Source organism: Rhodococcus cercidiphylli, assembly GCF_033042225.1.
GTDB lineage: Bacteria > Actinomycetota > Actinomycetes > Mycobacteriales > Mycobacteriaceae > Rhodococcoides.
The window spans coordinates 188,069-211,236 of the sequence record NZ_JAWLKE010000007.1; the positions used below are offsets into that span (position 1 = coordinate 188,069).

The 23,168-nt window shown below is 63.9% G+C and carries 18 protein-coding genes; 8 read left to right on the top strand and 10 right to left on the bottom strand.

What is annotated here, in order from left to right; translation table 11 throughout:
* Nucleotides 1-17: 17 nt before the first annotated feature.
* The 4 genes from R3P95_RS19150 to uraD are packed head-to-tail and all read right to left on the bottom strand — an operon-like array spanning nucleotide 18 to nucleotide 3,143.
* Complete coding sequence (locus R3P95_RS19150; protein WP_317549176.1) at nucleotides 18-1,418, bottom strand: nucleobase:cation symporter-2 family protein; 1,401 nt, start codon at nucleotides 1,416-1,418, stop codon at nucleotides 18-20.
* A gap of 12 nt (nucleotides 1,419-1,430) precedes the next feature.
* A complete protein-coding gene (gene pucL / locus R3P95_RS19155; RefSeq protein ID WP_283347185.1) occupies nucleotides 1,431-2,321 on the bottom strand; it encodes a factor-independent urate hydroxylase in 891 nt (296 codons plus the stop codon).
* 5 nt (nucleotides 2,322-2,326) lie between these two features.
* Entirely contained in the window at nucleotides 2,327-2,665 is a 339-nt protein-coding gene (uraH, locus tag R3P95_RS19160) for a hydroxyisourate hydrolase (protein WP_317549177.1), read from the bottom strand.
* On the bottom strand, nucleotides 2,658-3,143 hold the full coding sequence (uraD, locus tag R3P95_RS19165) for a 2-oxo-4-hydroxy-4-carboxy-5-ureidoimidazoline decarboxylase (RefSeq protein ID WP_317549178.1): 486 nt from the start codon (nucleotides 3,141-3,143) through the stop codon (nucleotides 2,658-2,660). The genes uraH and uraD overlap by 8 nt, the downstream gene beginning before the upstream one ends.
* A gap of 277 nt (nucleotides 3,144-3,420) precedes the next feature.
* Between uraD and R3P95_RS19170 the strand changes: the two genes are divergently transcribed.
* Genes R3P95_RS19170 through allB form a run of 7 tightly spaced genes read left to right on the top strand, consistent with a single transcriptional unit; the run spans nucleotide 3,421 to nucleotide 10,854 of the window.
* On the top strand, nucleotides 3,421-3,816 hold the full coding sequence (locus R3P95_RS19170; RefSeq protein ID WP_032385160.1) for an allophanate hydrolase-related protein: 396 nt from the start codon (nucleotides 3,421-3,423) through the stop codon (nucleotides 3,814-3,816).
* A 12-nt stretch (nucleotides 3,817-3,828) separates the two neighbouring features.
* Nucleotides 3,829-4,653 carry a hydroxypyruvate isomerase family protein gene (locus R3P95_RS19175; RefSeq protein WP_317549179.1) on the top strand — a complete coding sequence of 275 codons (825 nt, stop codon included), beginning with the start codon at nucleotides 3,829-3,831 and terminating at the stop codon, nucleotides 4,651-4,653.
* A 9-nt stretch (nucleotides 4,654-4,662) separates the two neighbouring features.
* Entirely contained in the window at nucleotides 4,663-5,559 is an 897-nt protein-coding gene (locus R3P95_RS19180) for a 2-hydroxy-3-oxopropionate reductase (RefSeq protein WP_283347189.1), read from the top strand.
* Nucleotide 5,560: 1 nt separating this feature from the next.
* Nucleotides 5,561-7,360 (top strand): glyoxylate carboligase, encoded by a 1,800-nt coding sequence (gene gcl, locus R3P95_RS19185; protein ID WP_317549180.1) that lies wholly within the window; start codon nucleotides 5,561-5,563, stop codon nucleotides 7,358-7,360.
* A gap of 2 nt (nucleotides 7,361-7,362) precedes the next feature.
* Nucleotides 7,363-8,496 (top strand): glycerate kinase, encoded by a 1,134-nt coding sequence (locus tag R3P95_RS19190; RefSeq protein ID WP_317549181.1) that lies wholly within the window; start codon nucleotides 7,363-7,365, stop codon nucleotides 8,494-8,496.
* Nucleotides 8,493-9,536 carry an allantoicase gene (gene alc / locus R3P95_RS19195; RefSeq protein WP_317549182.1) on the top strand — a complete coding sequence of 348 codons (1,044 nt, stop codon included), beginning with the start codon at nucleotides 8,493-8,495 and terminating at the stop codon, nucleotides 9,534-9,536. Before R3P95_RS19190 ends, alc begins: the two co-directional genes overlap by 4 nt.
* Nucleotides 9,487-10,854 carry an allantoinase AllB gene (allB, locus tag R3P95_RS19200; protein ID WP_394855439.1) on the top strand — a complete coding sequence of 456 codons (1,368 nt, stop codon included), beginning with the start codon at nucleotides 9,487-9,489 and terminating at the stop codon, nucleotides 10,852-10,854. The genes alc and allB overlap by 50 nt, the downstream gene beginning before the upstream one ends.
* A gap of 1,015 nt (nucleotides 10,855-11,869) precedes the next feature.
* On the opposite strand, the gene R3P95_RS19205 is transcribed toward allB, so the two are convergent.
* Nucleotides 11,870-13,453, bottom strand: a complete 1,584-nt coding sequence (locus R3P95_RS19205; protein WP_317549184.1) for an integrase — start codon at nucleotides 13,451-13,453, stop codon at nucleotides 11,870-11,872.
* Between the two features lie 404 nt (nucleotides 13,454-13,857).
* Here R3P95_RS19205 and R3P95_RS19210 point away from each other — a divergent pair, with 404 nt between their 5' ends.
* Nucleotides 13,858-15,771 carry a nucleotide-binding protein gene (locus R3P95_RS19210; RefSeq protein WP_317549185.1) on the top strand — a complete coding sequence of 638 codons (1,914 nt, stop codon included), beginning with the start codon at nucleotides 13,858-13,860 and terminating at the stop codon, nucleotides 15,769-15,771.
* A gap of 603 nt (nucleotides 15,772-16,374) precedes the next feature.
* Here R3P95_RS19210 and R3P95_RS19215 read toward each other — a convergent pair.
* The 5 genes from R3P95_RS19215 to R3P95_RS19235 all read right to left on the bottom strand — a co-directional run bounded on the left by R3P95_RS19215 (nucleotide 16,375) and on the right by R3P95_RS19235 (nucleotide 23,167).
* Entirely contained in the window at nucleotides 16,375-17,457 is a 1,083-nt protein-coding gene (locus R3P95_RS19215) for an XdhC family protein (RefSeq protein ID WP_317549186.1), read from the bottom strand.
* Between the two features lies 1 nt (nucleotide 17,458).
* Complete coding sequence (locus tag R3P95_RS19220; protein ID WP_149406809.1) at nucleotides 17,459-18,901, bottom strand: NCS2 family permease; 1,443 nt, start codon at nucleotides 18,899-18,901, stop codon at nucleotides 17,459-17,461.
* Between the two features lie 122 nt (nucleotides 18,902-19,023).
* On the bottom strand, nucleotides 19,024-21,348 hold the full coding sequence (locus R3P95_RS19225) for a xanthine dehydrogenase family protein molybdopterin-binding subunit (protein ID WP_283347194.1): 2,325 nt from the start codon (nucleotides 21,346-21,348) through the stop codon (nucleotides 19,024-19,026).
* Nucleotides 21,345-22,697 carry an 8-oxoguanine deaminase gene (locus R3P95_RS19230; RefSeq protein ID WP_317549187.1) on the bottom strand — a complete coding sequence of 451 codons (1,353 nt, stop codon included), beginning with the start codon at nucleotides 22,695-22,697 and terminating at the stop codon, nucleotides 21,345-21,347. The genes R3P95_RS19225 and R3P95_RS19230 overlap by 4 nt, the downstream gene beginning before the upstream one ends.
* Nucleotides 22,694-23,167, bottom strand: coding sequence for a (2Fe-2S)-binding protein (locus R3P95_RS19235; RefSeq protein ID WP_317549188.1), 474 nt, complete (start codon nucleotides 23,165-23,167; stop codon nucleotides 22,694-22,696). The genes R3P95_RS19230 and R3P95_RS19235 overlap by 4 nt, the downstream gene beginning before the upstream one ends.
* Between the last annotated feature and the right edge of the window lies 1 nt (nucleotide 23,168).

Consider the following 23,168-nt stretch of genomic DNA (forward strand, 5'->3'; position numbering starts at 1 on the left):
CCGATCTCGATAGAACACTACTGGTGATGCCGCGTCGCCACCGGCGGTGCAGCGGTGACCACCGAGGGCGAGGGTTTCTGCCCGATCGTGACGACGTTGAAGGCGATGTTCAGCAGGACGGCGACGATGCTCGCGGCGCTGATGCCGGAGTCGAGCACCACGTGGACCCAGTCCGGGAACGCCGCGTAGAAGCCCGGCACCGCGATGGGGATGACGCCGAAGCCGATGGCCACCGCCACGATGACGAGGTTCAGGTTGCCGTCGAACTCCACCTTGGACAGCGTCCGGATGCCGCTGGCCGCCACCGAGCCGAACAGCACGATGCCCGCACCGCCGAGTACCGGCAGCGGCACCGAGGCGACCACCAGTCCGAGGACGGGGAAGAGCCCGAGGAACAGCAGTACCGAGCCGCCGGCCGCGACGACGTAGCGACTCTTGATTCCGGTGACCGCCACCAGACCGACGTTCTGGGCGAACGCACTGGCCGGGAAGGTGCCGAACACGGGAGCGATGGTGGTGGCGACCATGTCCGCTCGCAGCCCGTCGCCGACGCGTCGAGCATCGACATCGGTACCGACGATCTCGCCCACGGCCAGGATGTCCGCGGTGGTCTCGGTCATGATGACGAGAATGACCACCACCATCGACAGGATCGCTGCGATCTGGAAAGTCGGGGCTCCGAACGCGAACGGCTCGGGGAGGCTGAAGATGGCACCGTCGCCCACTCCGGAGAAATCGGCCTTGCCGACGAGAACGGCGAACAGCGTGCCGACGATGATGCCGATCAGGATCGACAAGCGCGAGAGCGTGCCCTGCACCAGCCTGCTCACCAGCAGCACCACCACGAGGCTGAAGGCCGCGAGCCCGATGTTGGACATCGAGCCCCAGTCGGCGGCCTGCTGATCACCGCCCATCGCCCACCGAACCGCAACGGGCAGTAGCGATATACCGATGACGGTGATGATCGTGCCGGTCACCACCGGTGGGAAGAATCGCACGATCTTGCTGAAGAACGGGGTGATGAGGATGCCGATGGCACCGGCAGCGATGATGGCACCGAACACCGAGTTCAAGCCACCCGGCCCGCTCGCGATGGCCACCATCGTCGACACCGATGCGAACGAAATACCCTGCACCAGCGGCAACTTCGCCCCGAAGTACGGCACTCCAAGGGTTTGCAGCAAGGTGGCCGCTCCGCTGACGAACAACGCGGCCGAGACCAGCAGCGCGATCTCGGTTCCGGTCAGTCCCGCTGCGCCGCCCACGATCAGGGGCGGTGCGATGACTCCGCCGTACATCGTCAGGATGTGCTGCAATCCATAGACGTACGACCTACCGATCGACAACCGCTCGTCCTCGGGACGGGCGGGGTCGTGCGGCGCATGGGTCTTGGTCGACGCGCGTTTCGTCAGCTTCATGTCGGCTCGCTCCTAGCAGAATCCGGGCACGGTATCCCAGGCGCGGCCTGCGTCCGGGGCATCGTCGCGTTCCACCGTGGCCTCGATCAGGCCGTAGGGACGATCCGCGACGTAGAAGACCTCACCGGGGTTGTCGAGTCCGAACGGCTCGAGGTCGACGAGGAAGTGATGGATGTTGGGCATCGAGAACTTGATCTCGCCGATCTCCGGGTGGGCTTCGAGAACCTGCTTACCCATCTGGAACAGGCTCTGCTGCAACGCAAGAGAGTGAGTGGACGCAAAGGCGTCGAGCATGATGGAACGAACGTCGTCGAAGGTCTTGTCGAAGTCCAGCTCGGTGGTGAGGTACCGCCAGCGGGCGCTGACCGACGTGGCCAGGATCCGGTCCGTGGTCTCCTTCAGTGTGGTGTACCGGTCCTTCGGGTAGCCCCAGAATTCCGACGCCGTCGAATTGAGCACCACGAGGTCGCTGATGCCCGAGACGATGGAGATGTCTTCTCCGTCGATCGTGACGATCGTGTTCCGCTTCTCGTCGCCGGCCTTGACGAACGAGTGGTCGTAGCCGTCTTCACCGTTTGCGATACGCGACCACTGGTACTGCTCGATCTCCCAGCGTCCACCGGTGATCCAGTCGAAATTGCCGGTGAAGTGCTTCCCGAGACGAAGTGCGAAGTTCTCGATCGCGCCGATGCCGTCCCGTGCGAAGGCGTACACGGTGTTCTTCTGGGTGTCGGTCGCGACGACGTGGGCGTTGTCGCCCTCGGTGTGGACGGCCTCGAGGTCGCCGCGCAGCTGCGAGGTGACGCTGACGTCGGTGATGCGGTGGCGAGGAGTCTCGCGGTCGATCCGGACGAGTCTGCATTCGGCTTTGCCGTACTGGTTTGCTCCGAGCACGATGGTCATGGGTTCTAGCTCCCTCGATAGGTGGTGAAAGCGAACGGGCTCAACAGAAGTGGGATGTGGTAGTGCTGATCGGGTGCGGTGATCTCGAAGGTGACGACGACCTCCGGGTGGAAGCATTCGGTGTGTTGGGACGCGAAGTACGCGCCGGTTGCGAAGGTGAGGCGGTAGATGCCCGGTTCGAGTTCGGCGGGACCGAGCGACGAGACCCGGCCCTGCTCATCGGTGATTGCATCGGCGACCGGGGTGTCGTGGTGATCGGCAAGCACGATCGAGACCCCCTGCGCAGGAACGCCTCTCGCTGCATCGAGCACGTGAGCGGTCACATGACTCTTCGCGTCAGGCATCGCCGAGACTTCCTGTCGCACGAATCTCGGCGATCTCCCGCAGCTCGTGTTCGACGACGACGGCCTCGGTCTCGGGGTCGTTGTCGAGCCTGCTGTGCAGAGCGTCGAGAACTGCGTGGGCATCCCGGCCGGCGGCCCTGATCAGAAACACCTGCCCGAACTGGTTCTCGTAGGCCAGATTTCCTGCTCTCAGCCGCTGTTCGACGGTCGCGTCGGAGATGTCGACGCCGGATTGCTCGTTACTCGCGTGCCGAGCGCCGGCGTCGTCGCCGTCGGGTGTCTCGCCGATACGCGGATGTACGGCGAGTGCGCGGTGCACTTCCTCGGCTGTCAGGGGTGCCGCAGCGCGATGGATGGCGTGGCGCAGGGCCTGCACGTCGGTGAACGGTCGGGCGCTCAGAACTTCCTGCACCCAGCGAGGCACGTCGAGGCACAGCGAGAGTGTGCGTGCCGCGTCGGCCTCGGAGGCCGTGTTCAAGTCGACGACTGTATCCGATTCCGCAATACGAAATGTTGATTCCACCAAGTGAGCGTGACACCGATCACATGCAGTGTCAAGGGTCGATCTCGAGGCATCCACGTCGATCCGTTCGGCGTTGCTGCACTGCGGTATTGGGCACTTCGGTCGCGCGGACCGTGCACTCGGGTCTTGACAGATCCACGTGGCGCACGCCACACTCGGTTCATTAAACGGAATAGCTATTCCACAATACGGACTTTGAGTCCGACCCATCGAGCCCGAGAGGAACGACTTCATGACGGAGCTCTTCTGCAACGGTGGTGCGATGCGTGGCGGCAGCCTGCACCACAACGTCTCGTCCCACCCGTTCGTGGGGACGGTGCGCACCACCCCGAATTACCGCTTCTTCTCGGTACGGGACGAATTCCCGGCGCTGTTGCTCGATCACACTGCCGGCGCGGCCATCGAAGGCGAGCTCTACGACATTCCTCTCGACGACATCCGGACGGCGTTCCTGCCGGACGAACCGCCGGAGCTCGAGCTCACCGTGGTGGCGCTCGAGGACGGGCGCTCCGTCCTGGGCGTCGGCCTGCGGCCAGGGGTGCTCGATGCGCAACCGGACGAGCTGACCGACATCACCTATGCCGGCAGTTGGCGTCGCTACCGCGGACTACCGCAACCTCAGAACTGAAAGGCACCCTGCATGAACACTTTCGCTGACTCTCGGCTCCACTACACCGTCAACTGTTCCATTCTCTTCACCGATGTTCCGCTGCTCGATCGACCGCGGCGAGCCCGCGATGCCGGCTTCGATGCCGTCGAATTCTGGTGGCCGTTCACGAATCCGGTGCCGTCCGACGCCGATGTCACCGCGTTCGTGTCTTCCATCCGTGATGCCGGGGTGCAGCTGACTGGACTGAACTTCGCCGCCGGCGATATGCCCTCAGGCGATCGCGGGATTCTGTCCGATCCAGCGCAGAAGCAGGCGTTCCGCGACAACATCGACGCCACGGTCGGCATCGGCGAACAACTCGGCACCACAGCGTTCAACGCCCTCTACGGAAATCGCATCGACGGCGTCGACCCGCTCGACCAGGACGAGGTCGCGATCGAGAACCTGGCGGCAGCAGGGAAGGCCGCAGCGAGGATCGGTGCCGTCGTGCTGGTGGAACCCGTCAGCGGCGCGCCCGCCTACCCGATCAAGTCTGCTGCCGGTGCCGTCGCCACCATCCGCCGCGTCGCGCGTGAGCAGGACGTACACAACCTGCGTCTGCTTGCCGACCTGTACCACCTCGCCGTCAACGGAGACGACGTGCCCGCGGCGCTCGATGCCCACCACGATCTGATCGGGCACGTGCAGATCGCCGACTCACCGGGCCGCGGAGAACCGGGTACCGGCTCACTCGACCTCGGCGGACAACTCGCCGGCCTCGCCGAACGGGGTTACGACGGTTACGTCGGACTCGAATACAAAGCCACCCAGCCGGATCCGTTCGCGTGGCTCGAACTGGCCACCACTACCAAGTAGGGATTTCTCATGAGCACCATTGCATTCATCGGCCTCGGAATCATGGGCAGTCCCATGTCCGTTCATCTCGCCAAGGCGGGCCATCAGGTGGTCGGCTACAACCTGACCCCCGATCGCACAGGTCCTTTGGTCGAGGCGGGCGGCACCGCAGCCGATTCCATCGCCAAGGCCGTTCATGACGCGGACGTCATCGCGATCATGGTCCCCGATTCTCCGGATGTGCAGGAGGTTCTCGCCGGTGAGGGCGGGGTGTTCGACAATGCTCGACGCGACGCTCTGATCATCGACTTCTCCAGCATCCGTCCCGACGTCACCGCCACGTTGGCTGCCGACGCGATCTCACGCGGCTTCCGTATCCTCGATGCCCCGGTCTCCGGTGGCCAGGCCGGTGCCGAGAACGCGACCCTGTCGATCATGGTCGGTGGCAGCGCGGACGACTTCGCCACGGCCAAGCCGATTCTCGACGTCGTGGGCAAGACCGTCGCGCACGTGGGGCCCAGTGGCTCCGGGCAGACGGTCAAGGCAGCCAACCAGCTGATCGTGGCCGGCAACATTCAGGTGCTGGCCGAGGCGATCGCGTTCCTCGAGGCCTACGGCGTCGATCTGGCAGCGTCGGTCGAGGTTCTCGGCGGAGGCCTCGCCGGTTCGGCCGTGCTCAACCAGAAGGCGCAGAAGATGCTGGACCGCTCGTTCGAGCCCGGCTTCCGTATCGACCTGCACCACAAGGATCTCGGCATCGTCACCTCCGCTGCACGTGAAGCGGGCGTCGTGATCCCGATGGGCGCCGTGTTGGCGCAGCTGATGGCCTCCGCTCGCGCCAACGGCGATGGCGGACTCGATCATTCGGCGCTGTACCGCGGTGTCGCTCGGCTCTCGGGCTCCCCGATCTCGAGCAAGGACAACTGACATGGTCAAGATGCGCGCGGCCGATGCCGCGGTGAAGATTCTCGAACTCGAAGGTGCAACAACGGCATTCGGTCTGCCCGGTGCCGCGATCAACCCGTTCTACGCGGCGATGCGCAACCACGGGGGCATCCGCCACGTGCTGGCCCGCCACGTCGAAGGTGCCTCGCACATGGCCGAGGGATTCACCCGGGCTGCTCCGGGCAACATCGGCATCTGTATCGGAACCTCCGGCCCGGCCGGCACCGACATGATCACCGGGCTGTATTCGGCCATGGCCGACTCGATTCCGATCCTCGCCATCACCGGCCAGGCCCCGGTCGCGAGGTTGCACAAGGAAGACTTCCAGGCCGTCGACATCGCGTCGATCGCCGCACCGGTGACCAAGATGGCGATGACGGTGCTCGAACCGGCCCAGGTTCCCGGTGCCTTCGCGCAGGCGTTCCACCTGATGCGCTCAGGACGGCCCGGACCGGTGCTGATCGATCTGCCCATCGACGTGCAGCTGGCCGAGATCGACTTCGATCCCGACACCTACCAGTCGCTGCCCGTGCACAAGCCCGTTGCCTCGCGCGCTCAGGCAGAGAAGGCCATCGACATGCTCCTGGCTGCGGAGCGCCCGTTGATCGTGGCCGGCGGCGGAATCATCAACGCCGACGCCTCCGACCTGCTCGTCCAGCTCGCTGAGATTCTCGACGTTCCGGTCATCCCGACCCTGATGGGCTGGGGCACAATCCCCGACGATCACCGTCTCGCGGCAGGCATGGTCGGCTTGCAGACCGCGCACCGGTACGGCAACGCGACGATGTTGGCCTCGGACTTCGTCCTCGGCATCGGAAACCGTTGGGCCAACCGGCATACCGGCGGGTTGGAGACCTACCGCAAGGGACGCAAGTTCGTCCACGTCGACATCGAGCCGACCCAGATCGGACGTGTCTTCGCGCCGGACTACGGCATCATCTCCGACGCCAAGGCGGCCCTCGAGCAGTTCGTCGCCGTCGCCGAGGAGCGCCGGGCAGCAGGCACGCTGCGTGATCTGTCGGGCTGGGTCGAGGACTGCGCGACGCGTAAGCGGACGATGCATCGGCGCACGCACTTCGACAACGTGCCGATCAAACCGCAGCGCGTGTACGAGGAGATGAACAAGGTCTTCGACCGCGACACCCGCTACATCAGCACCATCGGACTCTCGCAGATCGCGGGCGGGCAGTTCCTGCACGTCTACTCTCCCCGCAACTGGATCAACTGCGGTCAGGCCGGCCCACTGGGCTGGACCATTCCCGCGGCACTGGGAGCGGTGGCTGCCGATCCGTCGGCGAATGTCGTTGCACTGTCCGGAGATTACGACTTCCAGTTCATGATCGAGGAGTTGGCCGTCGGTGCGCAGTTCAACCTGCCGTACGTGCATGTGGTGGTGAACAACTCGTACCTCGGGCTGATCCGGCAGGCGCAGCGCGCCTTCGACATGGACTTCTGCGTGCAGTTGGGATTCGACAACATCAACCACCAGGAGACCTTGGACGCTCAGCCCGGTATCCCCAAGGGCTACGGCGTCGACCATGTGCAGGTGGCAGAAGGGTTGGGCTGCAAAGCGCTTCGCGTCACCGAGCCCGACCTCATCGGCGAGACGTTGGTGCGGGCCAGGACGTTGGCGAACGAGCACAAGGTCCCTGTCGTGGTGGAGATCATTCTCGAGCGGGTCACGAACATCTCGATGGGCACCGAAATCGACAACGTCGGCGAGTTCGAGGAACTGGCCAACACGTCGGCCGACGCCCCCACTGCGCTGCTCCTGCTGGACTAGAGATGACGCGGATTCTGCTCGCTCCCGACAAGTTCAAGGGCTCGCTGTCGGCAGCGGAGGTCGCGCAGGCGCTGGCCGAGGGAATGCTCTCGGTCGACTCGTCGCTCGAGACGGTATGCCTACCCGTCGCCGATGGCGGTGACGGCACCGTCGATGCTGCCGTCACCGCAGGGTGGGATCGAGTGGCAGTGACCTGCTCGGGACCGACCGGTGAGCCGGTGCAGACGTCATACGCCCGTCAGGGTGAGGTTGCGGTCGTCGAACTGGCGTCGGCGGTCGGGCTCGAGCTTCTTCCCGACGGACAGCCGGATGCGCTGGGAGCCAGTACGTTCGGTCTCGGTACCGTCATCGGGCACGCTCTGGAGGCAGGTGCGCAGCGTCTCGTCGTCGGACTCGGGGGCAGCGCATCCACCGACGGCGGCGCAGGAATGCTCAGCGCGCTCGGTGCGCGGATCCTCGATGCCGACGGCAACGACGTTGCGCTCGGCGGTGGTCCGCTGCGGGGCGCAGTCCACCTCGACCTGAGCGGCCTGTTGCCGTCGGCTCGGAATGCGGTGTTGGAGCTGGCTTGCGACGTCGACAATCCGTTGCTCGGTGTTACCGGAGCCGCGGCTGTCTACGGCCCACAGAAGGGTGCAGGACCGCAGGAGTTGCTGTATCTGGAACACGGGATGCGGCAGTGGGCGCATTTGGTACGCAACGCAATCGGCCGCGACATGAGCGGTCTCGCCGGCACCGGAGCGGCCGGCGGAACCGCCTTCGGTGCCATGGCCGTACTCGGTGCTGCGGCCAAGCCGGGGATCGAGACCGTGCTCGAGCTGATCGACTTCGGCAGCGCTCTGGCGTCGGCCGATCTGGTCGTCACCGGCGAGGGCTCGCTGGACGAGCAGAGCCTGCACGGCAAGGCACCGATCGGAGTCGCTCATGCAGCGCGCGCGGCGGGGGTCCCGGTGATCACCGTGGCGGGACGCAGCGTCGTCGGCTTGGATCGATTGCGCCCCTTCGGTATCACCGCCTCCTATTCGCTGACCGACCTGGAGCCGGACCCGCAGATCTCCATGCGTGACGCGGCTCGGTTGTTGCACGAGGTAGGTCGAACGTTGGCCACCACACACATTTTGGAAGGAACTTCATGACCGGAACCGATTTCACCACGCTGACCGACCTTGCTTCTCGGGCGCTCGGAGGCAGCGTCTCCGCAGCGAACGACGAGCTGTTCGCCCAGCGCGAGAACTTGATCAAGCCGGACGCTCCGCTGTTCGATCCCGCGGACTTCGGGCACAAGGGAAAGGTGTACGACGGGTGGGAGACTCGGCGTCGCCGCGACGAAGGCGGTCACGACTGGGCGATCGTGCGACTGGGTGCACCGGGCATCGTGCACGGCGTCGTGGTCGACACCGCACACTTCACCGGCAACTACCCGCCGTTCGTCTCCGTCGAAGCGGCGTCGATCGAGGGCTACCCGTCCATCGAGGATGTGCAGAACGCGGAATGGCACAGCATCGTCGACAAGTCCTCCGCAGTCGGTGACACTGCGAACATGTATGCGGTGGACGATCGGCACCGGTGGACGCATGTGCGGCTGTCGATCTACCCCGACGGCGGCGTTGCCCGGTTCCGTGTGCACGGCCAGGTGGTGCAGGATCCGCGGTTTCTCGCCGGCACCGTCGATCTGCTCGCCGCCGAGAACGGAGCTCGGCTCACCGACTGCTCCGACGCGTTCTACTCCTCCCCGGCCAACATCATCCTGCCCGGGCGGGCTCGCAACATGGGCGAAGGCTGGGAAAACTCGAGACGACGCAACGGCGGCAACGACTTCGCGATCTTCGCCCTCGCTTCACCCGGTGCTCCGCGGCACGTGGAGGTCGACACCAGCTACTACGTCGGCAACGCACCGGGTTGGATTCGACTCAGCGCCATCGATTCTCGTCGCCGACACATCACGGACCCGACGGCATGGAACGAGATTCTGCCCCGTACCGCCGTTCAGCCGGATACGCGTCATCGCTTCCTGTTGAACGAGGCCGATGCGTACACGCACCTGCGACTGGACGTGTACCCCGACGGAGGACTGTCCCGATTGAGATTGTTCGGTGAACTCGACGCCGAGGCTCTCGATGCGGCAGATGTTGCGTGGAAGTCGTCCGAGCTCCAGAGTGTTTCCAGTGCAGTCTGATTCGGCGGATCTCGTTGTCCGCGCTTCGCGAGCGGTGATCGGAGGCCGGGAGGTCGCTGCCTCGATCTCGGTATCGGACGGCCGGATCGTGGCGATCGACTCCTATGATGCTGGTGCTTCGGTGCTCGCCGGCATCGTGGTCGAGCTCGGGCCAGACGAGGTGTTGCTGCCGGGTTTGGTGGACACGCATGTTCACGTCAACGAGCCGGGGCGCACCGAATGGGAAGGGTTCGCCAGCGCCACCCGGGCTGCCGCGGCTGGTGGCATCACCACCATCGTCGACATGCCGCTCAACAGCATTCCCCCCACCGTCGATGTTGCGGCGCTGGACGTCAAGCGCCGGGTAGCGGCCGAGAAGTCGGTGATCAACGTCGGTTTTTGGGGCGGTGCCGTGCCGGGGAATCTCGACCAGCTGCGACCGCTGCACGATGCGGGAGTATTCGGCTTCAAGTGCTTCCTGCTGGCGTCGGGAGTGGACGAGTTTCCGCCGCTGACGATCTCGGAACTGGAGAAGGCTCTGATCGAGATCGCATCGTTCGACGGGCTGATGATCGTGCATGCCGAGAACGCAGAGGTGATCGCCGAGGCACCGTCGGCGGCGGGCCGTGAGTACTCGGGATTCCTCGAATCGCGCCCACGTGCCGCCGAGAACCGGGCTATCGAGCAGGTGATCGAGCTGTCTCGGCGGACGGGGTGTCGGGTGCACATTCTGCATCTGTCGAGCGCCGATGCGTTGCCGATGATTGCGGCGGCCAAGCGGGACGGTGTTCGGGTGACGGTCGAAACCTGTCCGCACTATCTGTGTTTCGACGCCGAGGCCGTGCCAGCTGGGGCGACCCAATTCAAGTGTTGCCCACCGATCCGCGAGGCAGGCAATCGCGAGTTGTTGTGGCAGGGTTTGGCCGACGGCACGATCGACACCATTGTCACCGATCACTCCCCCTGTACGCCCGACCTGAAGCGCTTCGACACCGGGGACTTCGGCGATGCTTGGGGTGGCATCGCGTCGTTGCAAGTGTCGCTGGCTGCGGTGTGGACCGAGGCGCGTGCCCGTGGTTTTGCACTGACCGACATCGTGCGGTGGATGGCCACCAATACCGCCGACCAGGTGGGCATGACCGATCGCGGACGCATCGAAATCGGTAGCGCTGCAGACCTTGTGGCGTTCGATCCCAATGAGAAATTCACCGTCGACGTAGCGCAGCTGTACCACCGCAACCCGGTGACCGCCTACGATCGACTGGGTTTGTCGGGTGTGGTGCGACGGTCGTGGATCGCGGGGTCGGAATCCTCGACCGGGAGATTGCTGGCGCGATAGCAATCGCCTTGTGAGAAGCAGCCCCTAGAACGTCGGTGCTCAACTGCATTATCGACCAGGCCATTCGCGAAGTGGGGCAGTGTCATCCCTGTGCACTGACCCTGTTCGGTTCGGCTAGCAATGCCGACGACGCCGATTGCTTGTCGCACAGTCTGGCTCGCGGGACTGAGACATAGTCATCGTCCCGTGTCGGTGTTCTCCTCGATCGGGGTCCATCGCGGATCCGAAGCCGAGCACATCCGCGGCGATGTCGAAGCCCTCAACGCCGAACTGTAGAACGTCGAACGTACCCAGACAGGCAAAAGACTCGAAGGAAACAGGGCAGAGCTCGAATCCGCCCTTGAACAGGCCGGGAAGGATCGGGGACGTGGTACGGCCGAACTTCGTTCGGCGTGCTCATACAGGTCGAGACCATGGCATACACCGTCGACACGGACCTGAGGAGAGCAGAGGGCTCAACCGATCGAGACAAGTAACGCCTCGGCGATTTTGAGGTGGTCGAGCTCTGGGACTTTCCGAACAGTTCAGCTGAAAAGTCTCTCGAACGAAGTTGCCCGGCGATGGGAGATCAAGGACGCGAAATCAGCCCTGAAGCCCTGCCCGAGATGTTGCCCGCGCCGAACGCGTGGTGGCAACGGAACTAGAGCAGGTTAGGTAGTGGATGCTCAACCCCGTCCTCGCATACATCGAACAACTCGGCAGGGGCAGGGCCGACGATGTAGGAGCAATGACACTCGACGGCGAGACTGCTTTCCACGCCACCACGGACAACGCAGGAGAGCACAAGCCGCTGGAGTCGGGGCGATCTATCGACCCGTTCCGGAAACGTCCTCAGTGCTGTGCCGACCACCCGGAACGGCCAAGCCGTGGCGTGACACCAGCCGCGGAGTACCGGAATCAGATCTGGGCACGAGCCCGAGAACGGGAGGGATTCGACATGAGACCTACAAGCCCAGTCCGTCTCTGTATCTTGAGGATCGCGCAGTCCGCTGGAGCGGAGGTGGGCGATTCCGGCTCAGGCGAACTCGAAGAGATCGAGAAGATTGCCCGGTTCGCTGGCGGACGCCGGCGTCAGGTACGGAATGCGGGCGTCCAGCATTGCTGACATCTGTATGGGCTTCATGCCGAATTTTAGACCGACGTACACCACACGGTCGACTCCAGCGCCAATGAGTGGGGAGACCGTTTCGGTGGTCGAGTGCAACGTCTGTTCTTGGGTCTGACCAGCATGAGCAATGAGGTTTCGTTTGCGGTACAGCCGCACGAACTCGCGACGGAGGATGTTCTGCGCTTTTTCCAATGCCCCTCTCGGATCGCTCAGAGCGGGTTTGATGCGTTTGAGGGCGAGATTGTCGGTCTCTCTTGCGAAGACGACGTCGCCGCTACACGCTCGCATTTGGAACAGCTTCGCGCGGTCGACGTTATCCGCACACCCCTTGATGTGAGTCGCGACTGCGTCGTCGAACTGCTCAGCGTACGTCCATGCAAGTTGCGTGAACTCAGCTCGGATCATGCTGGCTGCCACGATAGTCGCGAACCTTCCCGCTGCGAGCACGTCGGGATGATCACCAACACCGACAAGCAGCGATTCGATGGCCGACCATCCGCTCATGACGGCGATATGCGGTGGGCTCGTCCGAAGTGGCTGCACCAGAGCGAGCGCGCTTACGATGAAGTCCGGGGTCGTCAGTTCGCGGATTCCGCCCGAGAGCTCGAACGTTCTAACCTCGATTATGCGGTCTGTCGCTTGGGTTCCGTAGGCGTTCTTCTTGTCCTTGGACCACATGCGATCGCAGATTCGGATGGGGCGTCGGGCACCCAACTCAAACTTGGTTTGAAGGTCGAAAATTTGTGCTCGAACACGGTCTATCGCTCCGTTGATGTCCCTTGCCTTTACGGTCAGAAGAATGGCCCCTTGATGACGGATGCTGTCGGCGTTGGGGGCATGCGACTTCTTCCACTCGCGAGTCTCCTGGGGGTTCAGCCATCCGGGGCTTGCACCGCCTGTGACATCGAACGGCGGGATGGTGGAAATCGGTACACAGAAGGCGAAGTCCCTCTCTGGGAGGGCCAGTCGGTCACCAGCAGCACGGAGGAAGTCCGCCACTGTGGTTTCGTCGCTTTCCTTCTGCAGTGCTCGTATCCAGGTGTAGAGGCTGCTCTTGTGGTAACCCGCATCCAGGATGTGCGCAGTGATCCTGCGAGCAGCGCCTTCCACTTCGACAGGCCTCCCGTTCTCGAACTCCAACGCCCAGTTGGGCAGATAGTCGAGGTGCATACGACGAAGGTGTGCATCCAACGCAATCCAACTGTGGCTAGCGCTGCTCACTCCACCTTTGATGTCGTTAAGGTGCTTCTTTACGGACTTACCTCGGTCGGCGATGCCTGGATCTGTACCCATCGCCTGCTCGAAGTGTGATTTGATGTCTTTGAGAGCAGATTCGGGCAAGTCTGGATTGACGCATTCGTCCAGTACCTCTTGGGCCAGCCGTAGGGTGCTGCTTCGCCACAGTCGTCGGTTCCAAGGCGTGTCGGTCGAGGTGAGTTCGAGCATCCTCGACACGAAGCCGATGCTCTGGGGGTCTTCCACAAGCGTCATGTGTGTTACGCTACAGACGTAAATGGGTCCAATCGCTCAGCTTTGCTAGCCATTGGCCCATTCCTTCCTAGAAGGCCGAGAGACCTCCGAAGCTTGCTTCGGGGGTCTCTCTTCTTGTGACAAGTCCCTCTCCCGGCCCTACCGACGAACCGTTGCCAGTCCCAGCGCAAACAGGGATTTTGCTCCGTCATCACGAGAACACTTGTCCCCAAAAACATCGTTGACCGTATTGCAGGCGTCCCCGATGGCGGGCACGGTGGGCGATCCGGCATTCTCTGTTGATGAGCACCCGCAAGAAGAAGCTGCCACGCCGAACGTTCGGGCAAACACTCGCTGCACCGATGTCGGCGTTTTGGGCCGGAGGTGGCGGTCCTACCGACTCCGTGACTCGGTCAGCGATCGGGATGGCAGGGCTCGACTGGGACGGGACCAACAAACAGGACCGGGTTCAGAATGCGCTTTGGCATGCAGACGATGGGCCCGCAGTCGAAGCCGTTTACGAGCTTGTCCGGGTACTTAGAGACCAGGGAACATTTACCCGCGCCACGCACGATGAGACTGTTGGCGTCAACGTGGCGCGGATACGCAAGACTTTACGTGAGCACGGGTTGGTGCTCACCGAGTCGGGCGAACTCGAAGAACACGATGGGCCAGAGGACGACGACGGCTCAGCGCACGCCGCTGGTAGCTCCGTCGGTTCAGCAGACGCCGATGGCAACTCCGCTGATACCGAAACAGCAGCAAGATCCGTCCCTGACCGAGAGGCAGCACCCGCATTCACGACTGCTCATTCCAACACCGGTAGTCCAAATCCGCGCCTCGTCTTCCTGGTGCACGGGCGCGATCACCGCATCAAGGCTTCCATGGTGGATCTCATCGAAGCCTTTGATCTGAAGGTTTTGGAATGGGAGGACGCAGCCAAATACACCGGGATGCCCTCGCCCACGACGATGCAAATCGTGAGCGCTGGCATGGAGGCTGCAGCAGCAATTGTCGTTCTCTTCACCCCGGACGACGAGGGCCGATGCAGAGAACCGTTTCAATCTGAGCACGACGGTCCGCAGGAAAAGGAGTACACGCCTCAAGCTCGCATGAACGTCATCTTCGAAGCGGGAATGGCGATGTACAAAGACCCGCAGAAAACCCTTCTGGTCAGATTTGGCTCAGTCCGCGAAATGTCGGACATCGCCGGCGTGAACTACATCCAAATCAAAGACACCCTCGACGCCCGGCGAGCCATAGGTAACCGTCTTACGCTCGCAGGTGCCGACGTGGACATAAGTCGTGAAAAATGGCGAACCGCTGGAGATTTCACCATGCCGGTCGTAACCTCGCCCAGCTCCTTGACTCCCTCTGCAAGCGGGCCGACCGTTCAGCCGGAACCCCCACCCGAAAATCTCGCCGTTACGGTCACCACTTACTTGTCGACCCCAGGCTCGACCAGGCAGTACGAAGCGCTGGTCAAGAAAATGGCCAGGACACTTCGCATTGAAATCAATACTCTCCCACTGACAGATGAGGGCGACGAACCCCTCGAATCGCTGGAAGGCCGGTATCGAAAGCTGTTCGAGCTGTCAAATCCGCTACTTGCAGTATTAAAGACGTCCCTCGACTTCGGTACCGATGGCATCAAGAAGTCAACGTGGAGTGAGGCGCTGCAGAATTTGGTCGACGCCCGGAACAAGGTCCGCACCCCCTCTGGCTCGGTACTCTGGACAGCTCCCGACCGGCGGTACGAACAAGCCCGCCACCTCCCCGCGCTACTCGCTCTGCGCGTTGCTGGCTTGACTGCGCTGTGTTGCAACGACTCCGCCGCCACTTTGTGGGTCGACATGGGCAAGGAAGTCACCTGGCGACCCCCCGAACGGAGCGCTCCTCTTCCGAAGAAAGCTGCGCTGGAGATTCTCGATGAATACGAAGTGCTCGACGAGCGCTCGGTTTCGGAGTTCGCTGCGCTACGTAGCAATCCGGCCGCAACGACTGCTCTCGGGCGATACTTGCGCAAACTCCTCCGACCACTCTTCGAGGATGAATGCCCCAGTGACGACGACTGGGAAGACATCAACGACCAGTTCGAGTATCGCCGAGCCATGCTGTACGTCAGGAGAGGGTTGGACGTTCCTCCCGCCCTTGCCGCTACTGGCAGCGGCAGATGGACCAGCGCTGGATGGAAGCCGGAGATCGACTTCCTGTCCGCTGCCGAGTCTGCGCCGGACGACTGGCCGTGGTGGCAGATCGTCGGCGATCCACAGCAAGTGGGTACTGCCACAAGCAAAGTGCGACTTCAGCTCGGGGAACGCTTTGGGCGCCGCTACTAAGTGAAGTGCGACTCCTGGTCTACAGCCCGCAACCGTGGTCCAGCCTGAGCTCCTCCGACGCGGGATGGGTCTGGATCGGCACCTGCCGGGACCCCGGCGCGTGTGTGCCCGTCCGCCCGGGCGCATCTGCCAGGAGGCGTGCAATGTTCTGCTGCGCCTCGACCGCTCTACCGGTCCCGGAGGATTCGCGGGTGCGTTGTTCAGCAGCGTGCCGTTCGCTGGCCAGCGTCACTGCCCGCAGCCGTCGGCCTTTTGCGGCGATGGCAGTGTCGAAGACCGCGGCGGCGGAGAGATCGGTGGTGCGTTGCGCGATCGTCGGCCTTTCGCTGTTCGTTCTTCGAGTCCCCTGATGCTGCCCACCACGACACCTGTTCTGTCGATTTCCAGCAGTTGCGTTCCGTCGTCTGCAGCCAGACGTGAACGACCGGGGCTCGATGGAGATCACTGTCGCAGCTATGGACAGTTGTGCCGACAGAACCACCGATCGCGCAATGGTCGGCCGTGTATCTTCCGGAGGCGGGTTCGCAGAAGGACGAATTGTCAATCGTCCTTCCGAACTCCAACGACACGACGGCCTAACGGACGCCCACCGGATTCAGGTGCCTACGCGTACTTCGCACCAGTTGAACGTGCGTCGTGGTGGATCGGGCCCGCTGTATGTGTCAGTGGCAGAGCGCTACCCCCGCGTCGCACTGCGACGAATTCCGCCGCGATGGCCAGCGCGGTTTCCTCCGGAGTTCTTGCCCCCAGGTCCAGGCCGATCGGCGACTTCAAGCGTGCGAGCTCGTGCTCTGTCAGACCCACCTCACGCAACCGGGCCGCGCGGTCGTCGTGAGTCCTGCGTGATCCCATGGCTCCGACGAACGCAACGGGCAGTCGCAGGGCCACCTCGAGCAGCGGCACATCGAACTTGGCATCATGCGTCAGCACGCAGATCACCGTCCGGGCATCGATCATGGTTCGCGCCAGGTAGCTGTGCGGCCATTCGGTGACTACCTCGTCGGCGTCGGGAAACCGTGCAGCAGTTGCGAATACCTGCCGCGCGTCACAGACCGTCACGTGATACCCGAGGAACTTGCCCACGCGGGCGAGTGCGCCTGCATAGTCGATTGCCCCGAAGATCAGCAGCCGCGGGGCAGTGGCGTAGGACTGTACGAACACGTCGAGATCCGGCCGGCACCGCACCGACCGAACGCCGGTGCCCCCGGAGTCCAACATCGCCAGCGCCTCACCGACGACAACCGCGTCGACGTCGGAAAAGCCGGTCGTTCCCATGATCGCCGAGGAGGACACTGCAAGCGATTCCCCTGACCCGGAGAGCATCGTGACCGTGGCCACCGCAGCGTCCGACGCGATGGCCGCGAGCACGGCACGCGGAGGCCCTAGGCGGACGAACACCTCGATCACTCCCCCGCAGGTCAAGCCGACCGCGAAAGCGTCGACGTCGCTGTAGCCGAACGACTCTCGCTTGGACTCACCGGTCTCGAGAACCTCGCGGCACAGCTCGTACACGGCGCCTTCGACGCAGCCACCGGAGACGCTGCCCACTGCTTCACCGTCGGCGCAGACCGCCATCGCGGCACCCGGAAGCCTTGGGGCACTTCCGGATACCGCGATGACAGTCGCTACCGCATAGGGAATGCCAGCGCGGTCCCAGGCGGACAGGCGATCGACGATCTCTTTCACGTTACGAGATTCCCAACGCTTCTTCGATCGGGTGCAGGGCGAAGTAGACCAAGAATATACCCGACATCAGATACAGCAGCCAATGCGTCTGGCGTGCTTTGCCTTTGGCCAGACGAACGAGGGTGTACGAGATGACACCTGCCGCGACTCCCACGGTGATCGAGTACGTGAACGGCATCAGCACAATGGTCAGGAAGGCGGGGATCGCGATTTCGGTGTTCTCCCAATCGATCTTGCGTACGTGCGTCATCATCAGCGCGCCCACCAGGACCAGGGCCGGCGCAGCTGCACCGACGGGAACCACCCCGGCCAACGGAGTGAAGAAGATCAAGCTGGTCAGCAACCCGCCTGTGACGACGCTGGCGAGACCGGTTCGGGCTCCTTCGGTGACGCCGGCCGCAGATTCCACGACGGCGGTGTTGGCGGAGCCGTTGATCGCACCTCCGACGATGGCACCGATGCCGTCGACGGTGAGGATGCGGCTCAGTCCGGGCATCCTGCCTTGCTTGTCGACCAGGCCAGCTTCCTCGCCGACTCCGAGGATGGTGCCCATGGCGTCGAAGAAGCCCGACAACACCAGTGTGAACAGGACAACCGATGCCGTGACGATTCCGGCTCGGGCGAAGCCGCCGAACAGGTCGACGTTGAACAGTAGGTCGAATTGTGGTGTGGCGACGATGGAGTCGGGCACCTTCGGTACCACCGGGCCCCACGCCTCCGGCTCGATATCGAACACCGAGTTCAGGATGATGGCCAGATTGGTGGCCACGAAGATGCCGATCAGCATCGCGCCCGGCACCTTCCGAACGAACAGCATGATCATCAGGATGAGCCCGACGCAGAACACGAACACCGGCCAGCCGGCGAGCTTGCCGAACGTGCCGAGGGTGACGGCGGTTGCTGCTGACTCGTGGTGCCCGACGAACCCGGCGTCGACCAGACCGATGAGCGCGATGAATGCACCGATCCCGACGCCGATCGCCTGCTTGAGCACCAGCGGTATGGCATCCATGATGAGTTGCCGAATGCCGGTGAGGGCGAAGACGACGATGACGACGCCCTCGAGAACCACCAGACCCATCGCCTGCGGCCAGGTCATGTACGGGGCCGCCTGGAACACCACGATCGGCGTCACCCCGAGGCCGGCTGCCATCGCGAGGGGCGCGTTTCCGACGACCCCCATCAGGATGGTCGTCAGCCCGGCGGACAGTGCCACCATGGTCGACAACTGAGCCGGATCGAGCGTGGCACCGGTGACATCGCGTGCATCACCGATGATCAGAGGGATCAGAACGATCAGGTAGGCCATGGCCACGAATGTGGTGACACCACCACGAATTTCGCGTGACAGCGTCGAACCGCGGCCGGTGATGTCGAAGAACTTGTCGATCTGGGATCGACCTCGTCCGCTTTGGCGAGTGCTGGATGTGTCTACGTCGGTCATGATCGGCCCTCCCAGGGCGTGATCAACCTCGTCGAGCGTCGGGCCGGGCCGACATGCCGGGGGAGTTGGCGTCGGTACGGTTGTGCCGGAGAAGGTTTCGTCGAATGGGGATGAAACTCGGATCAGCTGTTGATGATGTGTTCGGGTCGAACGGGTACGCGGGTCAGCGCGAGTCCGGTGGCGTTGCGGATGGCTGCGACGACGGCGGGCGTCGACGAGAGGGTGGGTGGCTCGCCGGCACCGCGAAGGCCGTACGGTGCCAGGGGATCCGGGTTCTCGAGGATGTCCAGCTTCATGGGCGGCATGTCGAGAATGGTCGGAATCAGATAGTCGGTGAACGACGGGTTCTTCACCAGACCGTCCACGACGACGATTTCTTCCATCACCGCGAGGCCGAGGCCCTGGGCTGTGCCGCCGTGGATCTGGCCTTCGAGTGAAAGCCGGTTGAGGATCTTGCCGACGTCCTGCACGGCCGCCATCTCGACGACCTTGACGAGTCCGAGTTCGACGTCGACGTCCACCACTGCGCGATGGACACACAGGGCGAGCTGGGTGTGGCTCGCGCCCTGTCCGGTGACCGGATCCATTCCGCTGGTGGGGCGATGGTGGAATTCACGCGTCTGCTCGATGACGCGATCGCCGAGCACGTCCTCGATCGTGGCCAGCACGCCGTCGGTGGCCGAGACGATCTTGCCGCCGTCGAGGCTGAGGTCGGCCACCGCGCGGCCCAGGTACAGGCCGGCCAGGACGAACACCGCCTCGCGCACGGCCTCGCACGCGGTCTTCACTGCGCCACCGGTCATGTACGACTGGCGCGACGCGGACGAAGAGCCGGCATTGCCGACCCTGGTGTCGGCGGGATGGATGACGACCTTGGTGACGCCGAGTTCGGTGCGCGCGATCTGCGCCTCCAACGTCACCAGTCCCTGGCCCACTTCGGCAGCAGCCGTGTGCACCAATGCCGTTGCTTCGCCGCCGATCACCTCCAGCCGGACGCGAGCAGTGGAGTAGTCGTCGTAGTTCTCGGAGAAGCAGATGTTCTTGATGCCGACGCCGTATCCGATCCCACGTACGACGCCTTCGCCGTGGGTGGTCTGCGATGCCCCACCTGGCAGATTTCGAATGTCCGACGCGTCCAGCGGGGCAGGCAGTTCCATCGCTTCGGCTCGGGCGAGCATCTCGGCCAGTGGGGCAGGGGCTTCGATGACCTGGCCGGTCGCGAGGATGGAACCTTGGCTGACGGCGTTGATCTGGCGGATTGCCACCGGTCCGATACCGCAGGCCTCGCCGAGCTTGTCCATCATCGACTCGTATGCGAAACATGCTTGCACTGCGCCGAATCCACGCATCGCACCGCACGGTGGATTGTTGGTGTACACCCCGTACGCGTCGATCTCGATGTTGGGGATGACGTACGGTCCGACACCGAGCGAGGCCGCGTTGCCGACCACGTTGAGAGTGGCCGAGGTGTACGCACCGCCGTCGAGGATGATCTCGACATCGGCGAACACGAGCTTGCCGTCCCTGGTGGCACCGTACTCGTAGTGCATCTGTGCGGGGTGGCGGTGTACGTGGCCGAAGAACGACTCGTACCGGTTGTAGACGATCTTGACCGGCTTGCCGGTGTGCATGGCGAGCATCGCCGCGTGGATCTGCATCGACAGGTCCTCACGGCCACCGAATGCACCGCCGACGCCGGCCAGCGTCATTCGGATCTTCTCCTCGGGCAGGCCGAGACACGGCCCGATCTGCGCCAGATCGTTGTGCATCCACTGGGTCGCGACATAGAGATCCACGCCGCCGTCCTCGGCGGGAACGGCCAAGCCGGACTCGGGTCCGAGGAACGCTTGATCCTGGATGCCGACGGCGAAGTCGCTGCTGACGATGACATCCGCGGCGGCCCGTGCGGCGGCGACGTTGCCGACGCGCACCGGCTGATGTCGCGCCACTCCGCCGCGTTCCTGCACCTTCGGGTAGTCCGGATCCAGGGCTGCGCGTCGGGCATCGGTGAGAGGCTCGAGCACGTCGTAGACCACGACGATCTTTTCCATTGCGCGCCGCGCGGTTTCGGGATGATCGGCTGCGATCAACGCGATCGGTTCGCCCTCGTGCCGCACCTCGTCGAAGGCCAGCACGGGCTGATCCCACGTGTGGTCGAGTCCGAAGCACTTGCGCCCCGGTACGTCCTCGTGGGTGAGTACCGCCTCGACGCCGGGAGTTGCCAGCGCCTTCGAGATGTCGACAGAGACGATCTTCGCGCGGGGGTGCGGGCTACGAAGGGTTGCGCCCCAGAGCATCCCGTCGATGAACAGATCCGATGAGTAGGCGAACTCGCCCTTGACCTTCAGCGTGCCGTCGGGTCGCAGCGGGCTGTCGCCGACGCGACCGCGACCCGGGGCGGGGATGTCGGCGGGGGCTTGCCGGGGTGTGGTGGTCGGGGCGCTCACAGCACGTCCTCCGCGAGTTTCATCAGGCGACGGTGCGCATCGGCTCCGGCGCGGCCTATTTCGTCCTGCGGTGCGCTGGTCAGGACATCGTTCTCGACGATCGTCCGGCCTCCCACCATCAAGCGCGCGAGCGGTGGTGTCTGCCCGTACGCGAACGCGACGACCGGGTCGTCCACCGCCGAGTAGAACCCGTCGGTGCGCCAGATCGCGATGTCGGCCAGTTTGCCGACCTCGAGCGAACCGATCTCGCTCTGTCGGCCCAGTACCGTTGCGCCGCCCAGTGTTCCGATCTCGAGTGCCTGACGCGCGGTCAGTGCTGTTGGTCCGTACTTGGCCCGCTGCATGTACATGGCCTGACGGACCTCGCCTGCCAGGGGCACCATTTCGGCCGAGGCGGAACCGTCGACCCCCAGGCCGACGGGTGCGCCGGCGGCGAGCAGGTCCGAGATGCGGGCGATCCCCGCGCCGAGCCGAGCATTGGAGCTCGGGCAGTGGGCGGTCCCGGTCCCGGTGGCCGCCATCTTCGCGATGTCGGAATCGTGCAGGTGCACTGCGTGGGCGAACCACACGTCGTCGCCCAACCAGCCGACCTGCTCCATGTATTCGACCGGGGTGCAGTTCATCTGAGCGAGGCAGTGCTCCTCTTCGTCGAGGGTCTCGGCCAGATGCGTATGCAGCCGAACGCCTTTGGCGCGGGCAAGCCCCGCGGACTCCACGAGTAGCTCTTTACTGATCGAGAACGGTGAGCAGGGCGCGACCGCGATGCGGAGCATGGAACCGAATGAGGCGTCGTGGTAGGTGTCGATGGCCTCCGCGGTGGCCGTGAGGATGTCGTCGAGTGATTCGACCACCTCGTCCGGTGGCAGGCCGCCGTCGGACACACCCCGGTCCATCGAGCCTCGGCACGGCTGGAAGCGGACTCCGATGCGCTGCGCCGCGTCGATCTCGGCGGCGAACAGATCGCCTCGGCCCTGGGGGAAGATGTAGTGATGATCGGTGCTGGTGGTGCATCCCGACTTCGCCAGCCATCCGAGCCCGGCTGCGGCAGCACCGCCGACGACCTCGGCATCCATCTTGGACCACGGCTTGTACAGCGCGACAAGCCATTCGAAGAGAGTGTTGTCCTTGGCGAGGCCCTGGGAGGCCCACTGGTAGAGGTGGTGGTGTGTGTTCACCAAGCCCGGGGTGACCAGGCAACCGGAGGCGTCGATGGTCTCGGCGCCGGGGATGATCGGGGCGGGGCCCGATCCGATGGCGGTGATCATCGTGCCCTCGACGACGAGGTAGCCGTCGGGGATTTCGTCGCCGACGATGGGCGCGATGTAGGCACCCGAGATGACAGTGGTCATTTGGCTTCGGCCTTTCGAGTTGCTGCAAGCCGCACGGCGTCCAGGATCTTCTCGTATCCGGTGCAGCGGCAGAGGTTTCCGGCAAGTGATTCACGGATCTCGACGTCCGACGGATTGGGAACGCGCTCGATCAGATCGTGTGCTTGCACCACGAGCCCGGGGGTGCAGAAGCCGCATTGGACGGCTCCGCATTCGACGAACGCCTCCTGCATCGGATCGAGCTTGTCGCCGTCGGCGAGGCCTTCGACGGTACGGATCTCGCGGCCCTCGACCTGACCGGCGGCCACCAGGCAGGCACATGCGGGGACGCCGTCGAGATAGACGGTGCACGAACCGCATTCACCTTGTTCACACGCGTTCTTGGATCCGGGGAGTCCCATGCGTTCACGCAGCAGGTAGAGCAGACTCTCGCCCTCCCAGACGTCGTCGGCTTCCATGTCTTTTCCGTTGATGGTGCAGTTGACTCGCATG

Excerpts from the sequence above, each read along its gene's own strand:
- R3P95_RS19150 (WP_317549176.1), bottom strand. The coding sequence starts at position 1,418 with ATGAAGCTGACGAAACGCGCGTCGACCAAGACCCATGCGCCGCACGAC.
- pucL (WP_283347185.1), bottom strand. The coding sequence starts at position 2,321 with ATGACCATCGTGCTCGGAGCAAACCAGTACGGCAAAGCCGAATGCAGA.
- uraH (WP_317549177.1), bottom strand. The coding sequence starts at position 2,665 with ATGCCTGACGCGAAGAGTCATGTGACCGCTCACGTGCTCGATGCAGCG.
- R3P95_RS19170 (WP_032385160.1), top strand. The coding sequence starts at position 3,421 with ATGACGGAGCTCTTCTGCAACGGTGGTGCGATGCGTGGCGGCAGCCTG.
- R3P95_RS19175 (WP_317549179.1), top strand. The coding sequence starts at position 3,829 with ATGAACACTTTCGCTGACTCTCGGCTCCACTACACCGTCAACTGTTCC.
- R3P95_RS19180 (WP_283347189.1), top strand. The coding sequence starts at position 4,663 with ATGAGCACCATTGCATTCATCGGCCTCGGAATCATGGGCAGTCCCATG.
- gcl (WP_317549180.1), top strand. The coding sequence starts at position 5,561 with ATGGTCAAGATGCGCGCGGCCGATGCCGCGGTGAAGATTCTCGAACTC.
- R3P95_RS19190 (WP_317549181.1), top strand. The coding sequence starts at position 7,363 with ATGACGCGGATTCTGCTCGCTCCCGACAAGTTCAAGGGCTCGCTGTCG.
- alc (WP_317549182.1), top strand. The coding sequence starts at position 8,493 with ATGACCGGAACCGATTTCACCACGCTGACCGACCTTGCTTCTCGGGCG.
- allB (WP_394855439.1), top strand. The coding sequence starts at position 9,487 with ATGTTGCGTGGAAGTCGTCCGAGCTCCAGAGTGTTTCCAGTGCAGTCT.
- R3P95_RS19205 (WP_317549184.1), bottom strand. The coding sequence starts at position 13,453 with ATGACGCTTGTGGAAGACCCCCAGAGCATCGGCTTCGTGTCGAGGATG.
- R3P95_RS19210 (WP_317549185.1), top strand. The coding sequence starts at position 13,858 with ATGGCAGGGCTCGACTGGGACGGGACCAACAAACAGGACCGGGTTCAG.
- R3P95_RS19220 (WP_149406809.1), bottom strand. The coding sequence starts at position 18,901 with ATGACCGACGTAGACACATCCAGCACTCGCCAAAGCGGACGAGGTCGA.
- R3P95_RS19230 (WP_317549187.1), bottom strand. The coding sequence starts at position 22,697 with ATGACCACTGTCATCTCGGGTGCCTACATCGCGCCCATCGTCGGCGAC.
- R3P95_RS19235 (WP_317549188.1), bottom strand. The coding sequence starts at position 23,167 with ATGCGAGTCAACTGCACCATCAACGGAAAAGACATGGAAGCCGACGAC.